Source organism: Bradyrhizobium sp. WBOS07, assembly GCF_024585165.1.
In the GTDB taxonomy this organism is placed as follows: Bacteria; Pseudomonadota; Alphaproteobacteria; order Rhizobiales; family Xanthobacteraceae; genus Bradyrhizobium; species Bradyrhizobium japonicum_B.
In genome coordinates this window covers 6,628,954-6,644,191 of sequence record NZ_CP029008.1, presented here as the reverse complement: position 1 = coordinate 6,644,191, position 15,238 = coordinate 6,628,954, and the positions used below count along the sequence as shown (strand labels likewise).

Below are 15,238 nucleotides of genomic sequence, written 5' to 3'. Positions count from 1 at the left end.
TTTCCGCGGCCGGTCGGGCCGGTCTGGAATTGCTTTTTCGCCTGAAACATTAGCAGCGCGGCGGGTATGCGCAACAACGCATCACATGGGACCATGCCCATTCGTGCGTTGTCGTGAACGGGGTCGTGGGTTATCTCAGAAGAGTCCGGTGCCATGCTGCCGCGAAATTGCGCAAATGCCGGCTTTTCAGGTCAATTCCATGCAAGAACACACCAAATCGTCCACGCTCGAGAACGCTATTGCACTGCAAAAATATGGCGTCGGGCAGCCCGTCCGCCGCAAGGAGGACGACACGCTGGTGCGCGGCAAGGGCCGCTATACCGACGATTTCAACCTGCCCGGCCAGGCCTATGCCGTGGTGGTCCGTTCCACCCACGCCCATGGCCTCATCCGCGGCATCGGGATCGATGCCGCCAAGGCGATGCCCGGCGTGCTGGGCGTGTGGACCGGCAAGGATCTCGACGCCGCCGGCTACGGCCCCTTCACCTGCGGCCTGCCGCTGAAGAGCCGCGACGGCTCGCCCCTGCTGCAGACCAACCGCCAGCCGCTGGCGACCGACAAGGTCCGCTTCGTCGGCGATCCCGTCGCCTTCGTGGTGGCGGAGACGCTGGCGCAGGCCCGCGATGCCGCCGAGGCGATTGAGCTCGAGGTCGAGCCGCTGCCGGCGGTGACCGACCCCGAGGAAGCCGCCAAGCCCGGCGCGCCGCAGCTCTATGAGCACATCCCTGATAACGTCGTGCTCGACTACCATTATGGCGACGTCGACAAGGTCAACGCGGCCTTCGCCAGCGCCGCCCACGTCACCAGGATCGATATCGAGAACACCCGCGTCGCCGTGGTCTCGATGGAGCCTCGCGTTGGGCTGGCCTCCTACGACAAGACAACCGAGCGCTACACGCTGCAGGTGCCGACGCAGGGCGTGGCTGGCAACCGCGCCAACCTCGCCAAGAACCTGAAAGTGCCGAACGAGAAGGTGCGTATCCTCACCGCCAATGTCGGCGGCTCCTTCGGCATGAAGAACATCAACTATCCCGAATACATGTGCATCCTGTATGCGGCGAAGGCGCTGGGCCGGCCGGTGAAATGGCTCGACGAGCGCTCGACCGCCTTCCTCTCCGACAGCCACGGCCGCGCGCAGAAGATCCATGCCGAGCTCGCACTCGATGCCGAGGGGCATTTCCTCGCGGCCAGGCTGTCCGGCTACGGCAATGTCGGCGCCTACATCACCGGCGTCGCGCCCGGGCCGCTCTCGCTCAACACCGGCAAGAATTTTTCCAGCGTTTACCGGACGCCGCTGATGGCGGTCGACATCAAGGTGGTGCTGACCAACACCACGCTGATGGGCGCCTATCGCGGCGCCGGCCGGCCCGAGGCCAATTATTACATGGAACGGCTGATCGACCGCGCCGCCGACGAGATGGGCATCAACCGGCTGACCTTGCGCAAGCGCAACTTCATCAAGCCGAACCAGATCCCGTTCGCGGCCTCCTCCGGCGTCACCTATGACAGCGGCGACTTCCAGGCCGTGTTCAACAAGGCGCTCGAGATATCCGACCACGAGAACTTCGCCAAGCGCAAGAAGGAGAGCAGGAAGGCCGGCAAGCTGCGCGGCATCGCGGTCGGCTCCTATCTCGAGGTCACGGCGCCGCCGAGCCCCGAGCTTGGCAAGATCGTATTCGATGCTGACGGCACCGTGCAGCTCATCACCGGCACGCTCGATTACGGCCAGGGCCATGCCACCCCGTTCGCACAGGTGCTGAGCGCGCAGCTCGGGGTGCCCTTCGACAGCATCAAGCTGGTCCAGGGCGACAGCGACATCGTCCACACCGGCAACGGCACCGGCGGATCGCGCTCGATCATGGCCAGCGGCCAGGCCATCGTAGGCGCTGCCAAGCTCGTCATCGAGAAAGGCAAGCGCGCGGCGGCGCACCTGCTCGAAGCGTCGGAGGCCGACATCGAGTTCGAAGGCGGCAGGTTCACCATCGCCGGCACCGATCGCAGCATCGACATCATGGAGCTCGCCAAGCGCTTGCATGACGGCAAGGTGCCGGAGGGCGTGCCTGACAATCTCGATGTCGATCACACCAGCGAGCCGATCGCCTCGGCGTTCCCGAACGGCTGCCACGTCGCCGAGGTCGAGATCGATCCGGACACCGGCGTGGTGCAGATCGTGCGCTACAGCGCGGTCAACGATTTCGGCACTGTGATCAACCCGATGCTGGTCGCGGGCCAGCTCCACGGCGGCGTCGTGCAAGGCATCGGCCAGGCGCTGATGGAGCAGATCCGCTACGACGACAGCGGCCAGCCGATCACGGGCTCGCTGATGGACTACGCCCTGCCCCGCGCCGAGGACGTCCCGAACATGACGATCGGCGATCATCCGGTCCCCGCCACGACCAACCCGCTCGGCAGCAAGGGCTGCGGCGAAGCCGGCTGCGCCGGCAGCCTGTCGACGGTGGTGAACGCGGTGATCGATGCGCTGTCGGAGTATGGCATCAAGCACATCGACATGCCGCTGACCCCGGAGCGGGTGTGGCGTGCGATCCAGGACGCGAAGGCCAAGGCGGCGTAGGGGCTGCCGGAGGGACGCTCGCCGCCTCCACACCCACAACTGTCATCGTCCGCGAAGGCGGACGATCCAGTATTCCAGAGATTGCGCGGCTGGAAGCGAGAGGCCGCGGCGTACTGGATGCCCCGGACGAGCCGGGGCATGACACCGCCTTTGGCGCGACTGGCGTCGCCTTGCCCGGTCTTCGCTACGCCGCCGCCTGCTCGCGCGGCTGGTAGATCGCGGTGTGTTGGCAATGGGCCAGCGGCGTGGTGCCGTTGGCGACGACCAGCGCGTCGAGCTCGACGAAGCGGTGGCCCTTCTTCTCGTAATTCGCGGTGACTTTTGCCCGCGCGGTGATCTCGTCGCCGGCGCGTGCGGCCGACAGCAATTGCATGCGGCTGCCGACGTGGATCCACGGGCCCAGGATGGTGTTGTCCACGAGCACGCGGTTCATCACGCGCTGGATCAGGCCGGGATGGCCAAGCCCCTCACGCGCGAAGATCGGATCGTTCTCCCTGATGTCGGTGAGATAATCCGCCGCGTCCCGCCCAATCCAGCGGCGCGGCGCCGTGCCCAGCCATTTGCCCGTCTCGAACGTCGCGGGACCGACCGGCTTGCGCTCGGCCACCACGGGCACCGCGACATAGTCGTCCAGCGACACTGCCGGCGCGGACGCCGGCAGTGACGCCGTCCCGGTCGCGCAGAGCTCGGTACGACTGAACACCTCGATGGTCAGCAAGCCCTCGTGCTCGGTGGCGTCGACATCGGCGGTCTCGCCGTCATAGACCGGCTTGATGAAGCGCGCCTCGATCAATCCGCGCGCCAGGAAATCGCGCCCCCAGCGGGCGATCGGGACGTGCATCATGTAGGCGAAGACGTCGACGCCCGGCACCAGCCCGCCGGAAAAGCCGAAGCGCTGCGCCACCTTGTCGTCGTGCATCTTGTTTTCGGATTGCTTGGCGGTGTTGTAGGCCTCGACGCGGTAGGTTTCGAGCCGGTTCGGCATGGCTGGCGTTCCCCATATTCTTGTTGCTGCAGGGCCGATCGTAGGCCCGGGGGAACAGCGGTCAATCCCCTCGCCTTTGCGGCCCGGATGGGGTACCACGCGGCGAATGACCGACACCCCCACCCGCATCTATGTCGATGCCGACGCCTGTCCGGTGAAGGACGAGATCTACCGCGTGGCGATCCGGCACGGCGTGCCCGTCAGCGTGGTCGCCGGCAATTTCATCCGTGTGCCGCAGGACCCGCTGATCGAGCGCATTGCCGCAGGGAGCGGCATGGACGCGGCCGACGACTGGATCGCGGAGCGCGCCCGCCCCGGCGACGTCGTGGTGACCTCGGACATTCCGCTCGCCAGCCGCTGCGTCAAGGCCGGCGCCGACGTGCTCGCGCCGAACGGCAAGCCGTTCACCGAAGAGTCAATCGGGATGACGTTGGCGGTGCGCAATCTGATGACGGATCTGCGCTCGGCCGGCGAGGTTACGGGCGGCCCCAGATCATTCGCGCCGCGCGACCGCTCTGCCTTCCTGTCCGCACTCGACCAGACGCTGCGGCGGATCGCTCGGCGTCGCGCCGATGCAGCCGCAACCAGTCAGGGCTGACCATGGCGCCGCCGCTGATCCAACTCAAAGACATCAGGCTGACCTTCGGCGGCACGCCGCTGCTGTCGGGTGTCGAGCTCAACGTCGCGCCATCCGAGCGGGTCTGCCTGATCGGCCGCAACGGCTCCGGCAAATCGACGCTGCTGAAGATCGCGGCCGGCCTGGTCGAGCCCGATGGCGGCACGCGCTTCGTGCAGCCCGGCGCCACCGTGCGCTATCTGCCGCAGGAGCCTGATTTCGGCGCGCACAAGACCACGCTTGCTTACGTCGAGTCCGGGCTCGCGCCCGGCGACGACCAGCATCAGGCGCGCTATCTCCTGGAGCAGCTCGGCCTCACCGGCGAGGAGAACCCGCACGACCTCTCCGGCGGCGAGGCCCGCCGCGCGGCGCTGGCCTATGTGCTGGCGCCCTCGCCTGACATTCTGCTGCTGGACGAGCCGACCAACCATCTCGATCTCGCCACCATCGAATGGCTGGAAGGCGAGCTCGACGGCCGCCGCAGCGCGCTGGTGATCATCAGCCATGACCGCCGCTTCCTGACCAATCTGTCGCGCTCCACCGCCTGGCTCGACCGCGGCCGGATCAAGCAGATCGACCGCGGCTTTGCCTCGTTCGAGAGCTGGCGCGACGAGGTGCTGGCGGAGGAAGAGCGCGACCAGCACAAGCTCGACCGCAAGATCGTCGACGAGGAGCACTGGCTGCGCCACGGCGTCTCCGGCCGGCGCAAGCGCAACGTCAAGCGCCTCGCCAATTTGCATGCGCTACGCGACCAGCGTCGCAATTATCGCGGCACGGCCGGCACCGCCAGCCTCGCAGCCAGCGAAGCCGAGCAATCCGGCAAGCTGGTGATCGAGGCGAAGGGCATCACCAAGGCCTATGGCGAGCGCAAGATCGTCGACAATTTTTCGACCCGCATCCAGCGCGGCGACCGCCTCGGCATCATCGGGCCGAACGGCGCCGGCAAGACCACGCTGGTCAATTTGCTCACGGGCGGCATGCAGCCGGATTCCGGGACGATACGTCTCGGCGCCAATCTGGAGGTAGCCACGCTCGACCAGCACCGCGAAAGCCTCGACCCCAAGTCGACACTGGCGGAGGCCCTGACCGGCGGACGCGGTGATCAGATCATGGTCGGCGGCAAGCCGAAGCACGTCGTCGGCTACATGAAGGACTTCTTGTTCGCGCAGGAGCAGCGCGGCACGCCGGTGGAGGTGCTCTCCGGCGGCGAGCGCGGCCGCTTGATGCTGGCGCGCGCGCTGGCCAAGCCCTCGAACCTCCTGGTGCTGGACGAGCCGACCAACGACCTCGATCTCGAAACCCTCGACGTGCTCGAGGAGATGCTCGGCGACTACGAGGGCACGGTGATCCTGATCAGCCACGACCGCGACTTCCTCGACCGCGTCGTCACTTCCGTGATCGCGCCCGAGGGCAACGGCAAGTGGACCGAATATGCCGGCGGCTACAGCGACATGCTGAGCCAGCGGGGTGCAGACCTCAAGCGCGAGACGGCGAAAGCGCAACCGGTTGCGGAAAAGAAAGAGGAGCGCTCCGCTGCTCCCACCTCCGCGCCGAAGCGGAAGCTGAGCTTCAATGAGAAGCACGCACTGGAAACCCTGCCGAGAAAGATGGAGACGTTGCAGGCCGATATCGCCAAGCTGCAGCGCGTGCTCGACGATCCCAATCTTTATACCAAGGATCGCAAAAAATTCGACGATACGTCGGCCGCCATCGCCAAGGCACACGAAGAGCTGTCGGCCGCCGAAGAGCGCTGGCTCGAACTGGAAATGCTTCGCGAAGAGATAGAACAGGCATAGCTTATGACAACAACCCTTGCCGCCAAGATCGCCCGCGAATACGGCACGCCCTGCGCCGTCATCGACATGGACCGGGTCGAGCGCAATATCGCGCGGATCCAGAAGGCCTGCGACGACGCCGGCATCGCCAACCGTCCGCATATCAAGACGCACAAGAATCCGAGCATCGCGAAGATGCAGATCGCGGCCGGCGCCAAGGGCATCACTTGCCAGAAGCTCGGCGAAGCCGAGATCATGGCCAATGCCGGCATCGACGACATCCTGATCAGCTACAACCTGATCGGCGACGAGAAGATGGCGCGCCTCGGGGCGCTGCAGGCCAAGGCCAACATGACGGTGGCCGCTGACAATTCGACCGTCGTTGCGGGACTGCCCAAGGCTGCCGCGGCGTCCGGCCGCCCGCTCTCTGTCGTGGTCGAGTGCGATACGGGGCGCAAGCGCGCCGGCGTCGAAACGCCGGCCGAAGCCATTGCGCTGGCGCGCGAGATCGCCGGGTCCAAGGGGCTCGAATTCGCTGGCTTCATGCTCTATCCGACCGAGAACGGCTGGGCGGACGCGCAGAAATTCTACGACGAGGCGCTGGCCGGCGTGCGCGCGCACGGGCTGGACGCAAAAATCGTCTCGACCGGCGGCACGCCGAACCTCATCAACATCGGCAAGCTCAAGGGCGGCACCGAGCACCGCTTCGGCACCTACATCTATAACGACCGCATGCAGGTCGCCGCGGGCTCGGCGACCTGGGACGACTGCGCGCTACATGTCTACTCCACGGTGGTGAGCCGCGCCGCGCCCGAGCGCGGCATCCTCGATGCCGGCTCGAAGACGCTGACGACGGATGCCGGCGGGCTCGACGGCCACGGCCTGATCCTGGAGCACCCCGAGGCCAAGATCGCGAAGTTCGCCGAGGAACACGGCTTCCTCGATCTCTCCCGCAGCAACACCCGGCCCAATGTCGGCGACGTCGTCCGCATCGTGCCGAACCATGTCTGTGTCGTCGTCAACATGATGGACGAGGTCGTGATGGTCCGCGGCGAGGAGATCATCGGCACGCTGCCGGTAGCGGCGCGGGGGAAGCTGCGGTAGCGGCTGCCGTAGGGTGGGCAAAGCGAAGCGTGCCCACCATGAGCCCCTTACGCGCGAACTCGTGGGCACGGCGCTTTGCGCCTTTGCCTACCCTACGATTTCTGCAATTGGGCGAGCCACCTGAGCACACCCCTGCCCGCCGCAGCCCCCGTCGCGAACGAGGCCTGCAGCAGATAACCGCCGGTCGGCGCTTCCCAGTCCAGCATCTCGCCGGCGGCGAACACGCCCGGCAATTTGCGTAGCATGAAGCGGTCGTCGAGCTCGTCGAAGGTGATGCCGCCCGCGGTCGAGATCGCGCGCTCGATCGGGGCTATGCCTGTGAGCTGCACCGGAATGGCGTTGATCAGCTGCGCAAGCTCCGCCGGCGCGAACGAGGCCAGCGTTCGGCCGGACGCAATGGCGGCCTCCTGCATCAGGCCGATGCCGACCGGCGACACTTGCGCGGCCTTGCGCAAGAAATTCGCCAGGGATTGCTTGCCGCGCGTGCCTGATAGCCGCGTCGTCAACGCGCCGGCATCGAGGTCGGGCCGCAATGCGATCATCAACGTCGCGTGGCCGAGTTCGAGCACGGCTTCGCGCAGCTCCGCCGACAGCGCGTAGACCGCCCCGCCTTCGATGCCGCTGCGGGTGATCATGGCTTCACCGCGCACCGTGTGTGCACCGATCGTCAGCGCTACACCCTTGAGCGGCTGTCCCTCGAAGCGATCGCGGAACACGTTTGACCAGGCGACCGTGAAGCCGGAATTGGCGGGCCGCAGTCTGGAAATGGCAATGCCCCTGGCAGCGAGGTGCCCGACCCAGCCGCCATCCGAGCCGAGCCGCGGCCAGCTCGCGCCGCCAAGCGCGAGGACCGTGGCGTCGGCAACGACCGCCGCCTCGCCATCGGGCGTTCGAAACAGCAGCCGCCCCTCGCCGTCCCATCCGGTCCAGCGATGCCGGAAGGCAAACCGCACCCCGCTGGCGTCGAGGCGCCGCAGCCAGGCGCGCAGCAAGGGCGAAGCCTTGAACGCGTTCGGAAACACCCGGCCGCTGCTGCCGACGAAGGTCGGCTCGCCCAATGCTTCACTCCACGCCCGCAGCGCCTCGGGCGAGAACGCCGCGATCGCCGCTTGCAGATTCGGTGCCGCCTCGCGGTAGCGCGCCATGAACTGGGCGAGCTGTTCGCTGTGGGTGAGATTGAGCCCGCCCCGGCCCGCCATCAGGAATTTGCGGCCCGCGGACGGCATCGCGTCATAGACGGTGACGCGCGCGCCGCCCTGCGCCAGCACCTCCGCCGCCATCAGCCCGGCGGGACCGGCACCGATGACGGCGATGTCGTTATGGGTTGAGGTCATGGCGGGAGTTTAGGGCAGATTCTCACGCCTCGCTCGTCATTCCGGGGCGCGCCACTTGGCGCGAACCCGGAATCCATCAGGCGGCGGACTCTGAGGAGCAATGGATTCCGGGTTCGTCGCTTTGCGACGCCCCGGAATGACAACTTAGAGCTTGATCCCCGCCCGCGCCGCGGCCTGCGCCACGTATTTCTGCGTCTGCTCGAACGCGCCCGTCAGCGCCCTGGCCTTCGACATGTCGCTGATCTCGGCGAAATGCGCGGCGACGGCGTCGGGCGTCCATTCGGACTCCGGCAGGTTGATGCCCTCGCTCTCCAAAATCTTGATCACGGCGAAGGAGCCGGCGCCGGCGCCCATGATGGTGCGGGTCGGGGCGTCCTCGCTGAGCATGTACTCGACCGCGGGCGTGATCGCGTTCGGCTTCATCAGCTGCAGCGCCTGCGGCGGCAGCAGCTCCTCGGTCATGCGGGTCGCGGCCGTCGGCGAGATGATGTTGACGCGGATGTCGTTCTTGCGGCCCTCTTCCGCAAGCACGTTCATCAGGCCGACCATGCCCGACTTCGCCGCGCCGTAATTGGCCTGGCCGAAATTGCCGTAGAGGCCGGAGGACGAGGTCGTCAGCACGATGCGACCGTAATTGCGGTCGCGCATGCCGGCCCAGGCCGCCTTGCAGCAATAGAAGGTGCCGACGAGGTGCACGTCCAGCACCTTCTGGAAATCGGCCGCCTCCATCTTGCCGAATGACTTGTCGCGCAGAATGCCGGCATTGGCGCACAAGAGGTCGACGCTGCCCCATTCCTTGGTGGCGCGCTCGACCATGGCGGTGACCTGTTCGAAGTTCGAGACATCAGCGCCGTCGGCCATCGCCGTGCCGCCGGCCTTGCGAATTTCCTCGACCACGGCTTCGGCCGGCGACAGCGAACCGCCGGTGCCGTCGCGCGCGCCGCCGAAATCGTTGACGACGACTTTGGCGCCGCGGCTCGCCAGCCCCAGCGCATGCGCCTTGCCAAGACCATTGCCCGCGCCGGTGACGATGGCGACGCGTCCGTCGAACCTGATTGCCATGAGTGCAGTTCCTGCTTCCTTCTTCCTTCTCTCCTTGCGGGAGAAGGTGGCGCGAAGCGCCGGATGAGGGGTTTGCTTCTACGAGCGAGTCCGCGGAGAGAGACTCCCTCACCCGCCTCGCGTCCCGCGAGGCACCCTCTCCCACAAGGGGAGAGGGTGAACCCCGCTCTGGGTTGCTTTTTGAGCAGCGATGGGTTGCCGGGTCAAGCCCAGCCACGACAGGCGGAGTTACGCGAAATAGATCAACCCCAGCCAGTCCGCGGCCAGCGCCGGCTTGTCCTCGCCTTCGATCTCGACCGTGACGTTGGTGCGGGACTGCAATTCGTTCGGCTTGCGCAGCTTGGTTTCCGCCAGCACGAAACGGCCGCGGATGCGCTTGCCCGCGCGCACCGGCGAGATGAAGCGCAGCTTGTCGAAGCCGTAATTGACGCCCATCGTGGTGCCGGCGATCGCCGGCATCACTTCATAGGACATCACCGACAACATCGACATGGTCAGGAAGCCGTGCGCGATGGTGGTGCCAAACGCGGTTTCCTTCCTGGCGCGCTCCGGATCGATGTGGATGAACTGGTGATCCTCGGTGACGTCGGCATAGGTGTCGATGCGGGGCTGGTCGATCAGATGCCATGACGACACGCCGATCTCCTTGCCGACCAGGGCCTGATAGGCCTCGAGCGTGATCGGCGGCGACTTCCAGATTTGGTTCATTTGGTCACTCCTGGTGCCGTCATTCCGGGGCGATGCGGAGCATCGAGCCCGGAATCCATCGCGCCGCAGAGCCTGCTGCGAAATGGATTCCGGGCTCGCGCTTCGCGCGCCCCGGAATGACGAAATCTCACTAACTTTCGCCCCGTGCCTTCACCAGCTCCGGAAAATCCTCCTCACGGAATTCGCGGCCGCGCAGGGGATCGTCGCGATCGTCGTCGCGTTCGAGCCGTCGTAGCTGCACGCGACGGATTTTGCCAGAGATCGTCTTCGGCAGCTCGGTGACGATTTCGAGGCGGCGGATACGCTTGAACGGAGCCAGCCGGCTATGCAGATGCCTGAAGATGGAGAGTGCCGTCTCCGGCGTCCGCTCCGTGCCCGAGGTCAGCAGCACGAAGGCCTTGGGAACGGCAAGGCGGATCGGGTCCGGGCTCGGCACCACCGCGGCTTCCGCGACGAGCTCGTGCTCGAGCAGCACGCTCTCGAGCTCGAACGGGCTGATGCGGTAATCGGACGACTTGAACACGTCGTCGGAGCGGCCGACGAAGGTGAGATAGCCCTCGTCGTCCTCGAACACGACGTCGCCGCTGCGATAGAGCTCGCCTTCGGCGCCGGACAGCTTGCCGTCGTCGCCCTGGTAACCCTGCATCAGGCCGGCGGGCCGCGCGGCGCCGAGCACCAGTGTGACCTCGCCTTCCCTGGCGGGATGGCCGTCGGCGTCGCTGATCTGCACGCGATAGCCCGGCAGCGGCCGGCCCATCGAGCCGATCTTGATCTTCTGACCCGGCGAGTTGCCGGCGAGCGCAGTGGTTTCGGTCTGGCCATAACCGTCGCGGATGGTGAGGCCCCAGGCCGCCCGCACCTGGTCGATCACTTCAGGGTTGAGCGGCTCGCCGGCGCCGCAGACCTCGCGCAAGCTCACCTTGAACGCGGCCAGATTCTCCTGGATGAACAGCCGCCACACCGTCGGCGGCGCACACAGCGTGGTGACGCCGCAGCGGCCGATGGTGGCGAGCAGGCCTTTCGCATCGAAGCGCGGCTGGTTGACCACGAACACGGTCGCGCCCGCATTCCACGGCGCGAAGAAGCAGCTCCAGGCGTGCTTGGCCCAGCCGGGCGAGGAAATGTTGAGATGGACGTCCCCGGGCTTCAGCCCGATCCAGTACATGGTCGAGAGATGGCCGACGGGATAGCTGCGCTGGCTGTGCCGGACGAGTTTCGGCTTCGCCGTCGTGCCCGAGGTGAAATAGAGCAGCATCGGGTCGTCGGCGTTGGTTAAACCGTCGGCAGCAAAACTTTCGGAAGCCTTTGCCGCGTCATCGTATGACAGCCATCCGTCGGAGGCCGCGCCGACCGCGATGCGAGCGATGTTGTCCACACCAAGGCTCGCAAATTTCGCGACCTGATCCTCGGCGGCAACCACCGCCTTGGCCTTTCCGCGATCGAGCCGGTCGCGTAGCTCATCCGCCGTGAGCAGCGTGGTTGCGGGAATCACGACGACGCCGAGCTTCATCGCCGCCAGCATGGTCTCCCACAGCGGAACCACATTGCCGAGCAGCAGCAGCAGATGATCGCCGCGCTTTAGGCCTTGCGCGCGGAGGAAATTCGCGACTTGGTTGGAGCGCTTGGAGAGCGCCGCAAAGGATAGCTTTGTCTGGCGGTCCTGTGCGGCATCGACGATCCAGAGCGCGGGACGATCCCTGCTCTCCGCATTGGTTGCCAGCTCGGCGTCGAACCAGTCGAGTGCCCAGTTGAAGGGGACCGGATCCGGCCAACGGAAGTCTTGGACCGCCGTCTCGTAATCCGTGCGATGTTGCAGAAGGAACGCGCGCGCTTCCTGGAATGTCGTCATCAAGCTTTCCCGGCCAGACTCCTAACGTGCTTGATAATTCCGGAAAAATCCACCCCACCCTGGCCGGCTGCGTCGAAAGACTGATAGATCTCCTGCGCATGCTTGCCGAGCGGCGTGGCGGCACCGGCAGCCTTGGCGGCATCCTGCGCCAGCGTCAAATCCTTCACCATCAGCGCCGAAGCGAAGCCCGGCTTGTAGTCGTTGTTGGCGGGCGAGGTCGGCACCGGGCCCGGCACCGGGCAATAGGTCGTCAGCGACCAGCACTGGCCCGAGGAGGTCGAGGCGACGTCGAACAGCGCCTGATGCGAAAGACCGAGCTTCTCACCGAGTGCAAAGGCCTCGCTGACAGCGATCATGGAGATGCCGAGGATCATGTTGTTGCAGATTTTTGCCGCCTGGCCGGCGCCGGCGCCGCCGCAATGCACGATCTTCTTGCCCATGTTCTCCAGCACCGGCTTGGCCGCGGCAAACGCCTTCTCCTCCCCGCCGCACATGAAAGTGAGCGTCGCGCCCTTGGCGCCGCCGGTGCCGCCGGAGACGGGCGCATCGACCGAAAGCACGCCGTGCTTCGCGGCCAGCACATGTGCGGCCCTCGCGCTCTCGACGTCGATGGTGGAGCTGTCGATGATCAGCGCGCCCTTGGTCATGGCAGGAACGACCTCGTTCCAGACACCGAGCACGTGCTTGCCCGCGGGAAGCATGGTGACGACGACATCGGCGCCTTTCACCGCAGCGGATGCACTGTCGGCAATGCCGGCGCCATCGGCCTTGGCCTGATTACGCGAGGCTTCGACGAGGTCGAATGCCACCACCTTGTGGCCGGCCTTGACGAGGTTAGCCGCCATCGGGCCACCCATGTTGCCCAGACCAATGAATGCGATCGTGGCCATTGTCGTTTCCTCCGCTGTCGCGTTGTTTGTTAAGTAAACTTCAGCTCGTCTGCGCCGATCTCGGCGAGATACGGCGCCAGCATCTCCGGCGTCACATCCTCGATTCTTCGCGGCGACCAGGTCGGGTTGCGGTCCTTGTCGATCACGGCGGCGCGCACGCCTTCGCGAAAATCATCGCTGCGGAAGACTTCCAGCGCGGCGCGGTATTCCCGCACCAAACACTCCTCCAGGCTCGATGAAGCGCGCGCGAGCCGCAAGAGCTTCAGCGTCACCACCATGCCGCGCGGCGATTTTTCGTTGAGCGTCTTGAGCGTGGCCAGCGCGAAGTCGGAGCCGTCGCGCTCGAGCGCCGCCACGATGTCCTCCATGCGGTCGAAACCGAACAGCGCGTCGATGACAGGCTCCTTCGCGGCCACGGGCCCCCCGATCTCGGCGGTTGAAAAGCTGCCGATGAGCTTGCTCACGTCGGTGGCGGTCGCGCCGGAACCCAGCTTCGTCAGGGCCTCGCGCAGCTCGGGCAGCTTCACCGCCGGCACGACCCAATCGGCGAACTTGGCATGGATCGCATCCGGCCCGTTCATGGTCTGGCCGGTCAGCCCGAAATAGGTGCCGATCTCGCCCGGCGAATGCGCGAGCAGATAGGTGCCGCCGACATCGGGGAAGAAGCCGAGACCCACTTCGGGCATAGCGAGCCTGGTGCGATCGGTGACGACGCGGTGGCTGGCGTGGGCGGACAGACCGACGCCGCCGCCCATCACGATGCCGTCCATGAAGGCGACATATGGCTTCGGAAATTTCTTGATCCGGGCGTTGAGGATGTATTCCTCGCGCCACAGGATCTTGCCGAGGTCGCCGTTCACCTTCGAGCTTTCCCAAAGCGCGCGGATGTCCCCGCCGGCGCAGAGCCCGCGCTCGCCGGCACCTTGCAGCACGATCACGGCGACTTCAGGATCGGCCTCGAAGCGATCGAGTGCCTTGTCGATGTCGCGAAACATCTCCAGCGTCACGGCATTGATCGCCTTGGGACGGTTGAGCCTGATGATGCCGGCCGCCCCCTCGACGCGGGCGATGAGATCGCCTTCTTCCACCCCGCTCATCGCGCGCCCTCGATCAGTTTGCGCGCTACGATGAGCCGCATGATTTCATTCGTGCCTTCGAGGATCTGGTGCACGCGCAGATCGCGCACGATCTTCTCGATACCGTACTCGCTGAGGTAACCGTAGCCACCGTGAAGCTGCAGCGCATGGTTGGCGACCTCGAAGCCGACATCGGTGCCAAACCGCTTGGCCATCGCGCACAGCATGGTGGCGTCGGGGTCCTTGCGGTCCAGCGCCGCCGCGGCACGCCACAGGAAGGTGCGGGCGGCCTCGAGCTCGATCGCCATGTCGGCGAGGCGGAATTGCAGGGCCTGGAATTCGTCGAGACGCTTCCCGAACGCCTTGCGCTCCTTCATGTAGGCGCGCGCCTTGTCGAGCGCAGTTTGGGCACCACCAAGAGAACACGCCGTGATGTTGAGGCGGCCGCCGTCGAGGCCGGCCATCGCGATCTTGAAGCCCATGCCCTCTTCGCTCAGCCGATTGGCGACCGGCACGCGGGCGTTCTCGAACATCACCGCACGGGTCGGCTGCGCGTTCCAGCCCATCTTGCGCTCGTTGGCGCCGAAGGAGACGCCCGGCGTCTTGCCGTCGATGACGAGGGTCGAGATGCCGCCGGGACCGTCACCGCCGGTGCGCACCATCGCCACCAGCAGATCGGTGCCGCCGGCGCCGGAGATGAACTGCTTCTGGCCGTTGAGGACGTAATGGTCGCCGTCGCGCACCGCGCGGGTGCGCAGCGCCGCTGCGTCCGAGCCGGCGCCCGGCTCGGTCAGGCAGTAGCTGGCGATCAGCTCCATGGTGCAGAGCTTTGGCAGCCATTGATGGCGCTGGGTGTCGCTGCCGTAGGCGTCGATCATCCAGGACGCCATGTTGTGGATGGAGATGAAGGCCGAGGTGGTCGGGCAGCCGGTCGCCAGCGCCTCGAAGATCAGCGCCGCGTCGAACCGCGTCATCGCGGAGCCGCCGACATCGTCGCGAATGTAGATGCCGCCCATGCCGAGCGTCGCGGCCTCGCGCATGACGTCGACGGGGAAATGCTTCTCCTCGTCCCAGCGCAACGCATGCGGCGCGATCTTCTCCGCCGCAAACGCGAGTGCCATGTCGCGAACCGCGATCTGATCCTCGTTCAGAGCGAACTGCATCTCAAAGCCCCCGCCGGGATAGGGTCACTTCTCCCCGGAGGGGAGAGGTCGATTTGCGCAGCAAATCGGGCGAGGGGGTGCTGCTCCCATGAGAGACCGTAACC

General features: G+C 66.1%; 12 protein-coding genes. 4 read left to right on the top strand and 8 right to left on the bottom strand.

From position 1 onward, the window contains the following. Positions 1–199: 199 nt before the first annotated feature. Complete coding sequence (locus DCM79_RS31370) at positions 200–2,572, top strand: xanthine dehydrogenase family protein molybdopterin-binding subunit (RefSeq protein WP_257177876.1); 2,373 nt, start codon at positions 200–202, stop codon at positions 2,570–2,572. 184 nt (positions 2,573–2,756) lie between these two features. Here DCM79_RS31370 and DCM79_RS31365 read toward each other — a convergent pair whose 3' ends face one another. Next, positions 2,757–3,557, bottom strand: a complete 801-nt coding sequence (locus DCM79_RS31365) for a hypothetical protein (RefSeq protein ID WP_257177875.1) — start codon at positions 3,555–3,557, stop codon at positions 2,757–2,759. A gap of 106 nt (positions 3,558–3,663) precedes the next feature. Between DCM79_RS31365 and DCM79_RS31360 the strand changes: the two genes are divergently transcribed. Genes DCM79_RS31360 through DCM79_RS31350 form a run of 3 tightly spaced genes read left to right on the top strand, consistent with a single transcriptional unit; the run spans position 3,664 to position 7,052 of the window. Continuing rightward, positions 3,664–4,155 carry a YaiI/YqxD family protein gene (locus DCM79_RS31360; RefSeq protein WP_257177874.1) on the top strand — a complete coding sequence of 164 codons (492 nt, stop codon included), beginning with the start codon at positions 3,664–3,666 and terminating at the stop codon, positions 4,153–4,155. Positions 4,156–4,157: 2 nt separating this feature from the next. Then, complete coding sequence (locus tag DCM79_RS31355; protein ID WP_257177873.1) at positions 4,158–5,969, top strand: ABC-F family ATP-binding cassette domain-containing protein; 1,812 nt, start codon at positions 4,158–4,160, stop codon at positions 5,967–5,969. Between the two features lie 3 nt (positions 5,970–5,972). Beyond that, on the top strand, positions 5,973–7,052 hold the full coding sequence (locus DCM79_RS31350) for a D-TA family PLP-dependent enzyme (protein ID WP_257177872.1): 1,080 nt from the start codon (positions 5,973–5,975) through the stop codon (positions 7,050–7,052). Positions 7,053–7,144: 92 nt separating this feature from the next. On the opposite strand, the gene DCM79_RS31345 is transcribed toward DCM79_RS31350, so the two are convergent. The 7 genes from DCM79_RS31345 to DCM79_RS31315 form a co-directional block, all read right to left on the bottom strand. Further along, positions 7,145–8,386, bottom strand: a complete 1,242-nt coding sequence (locus DCM79_RS31345) for a TIGR03862 family flavoprotein (protein ID WP_257177871.1) — start codon at positions 8,384–8,386, stop codon at positions 7,145–7,147. Between the two features lie 144 nt (positions 8,387–8,530). Continuing rightward, on the bottom strand, positions 8,531–9,448 hold the full coding sequence (locus DCM79_RS31340; protein ID WP_257177870.1) for an SDR family NAD(P)-dependent oxidoreductase: 918 nt from the start codon (positions 9,446–9,448) through the stop codon (positions 8,531–8,533). Between the two features lie 228 nt (positions 9,449–9,676). Continuing rightward, positions 9,677–10,156: a MaoC family dehydratase gene (locus tag DCM79_RS31335; protein WP_257177869.1), complete on the bottom strand. Its 480-nt coding sequence runs from the start codon at positions 10,154–10,156 to the stop codon at positions 9,677–9,679. A gap of 130 nt (positions 10,157–10,286) precedes the next feature. Next, positions 10,287–12,005: an AMP-binding protein gene (locus tag DCM79_RS31330; RefSeq protein WP_257177868.1), complete on the bottom strand. Its 1,719-nt coding sequence runs from the start codon at positions 12,003–12,005 to the stop codon at positions 10,287–10,289. Then, positions 12,005–12,895, bottom strand: coding sequence for a 3-hydroxyisobutyrate dehydrogenase (mmsB, locus tag DCM79_RS31325; protein ID WP_257177867.1), 891 nt, complete (start codon positions 12,893–12,895; stop codon positions 12,005–12,007). The genes DCM79_RS31330 and mmsB overlap by 1 nt, the downstream gene beginning before the upstream one ends. A gap of 29 nt (positions 12,896–12,924) precedes the next feature. Continuing rightward, positions 12,925–13,992, bottom strand: a complete 1,068-nt coding sequence (locus tag DCM79_RS31320) for an enoyl-CoA hydratase/isomerase family protein (RefSeq protein WP_257177866.1) — start codon at positions 13,990–13,992, stop codon at positions 12,925–12,927. After that, positions 13,989–15,134, bottom strand: coding sequence for an isobutyryl-CoA dehydrogenase (locus tag DCM79_RS31315; RefSeq protein ID WP_257177865.1), 1,146 nt, complete (start codon positions 15,132–15,134; stop codon positions 13,989–13,991). Before DCM79_RS31315 ends, DCM79_RS31320 begins: the two co-directional genes overlap by 4 nt. Positions 15,135–15,238 lie beyond the last annotated feature (104 nt).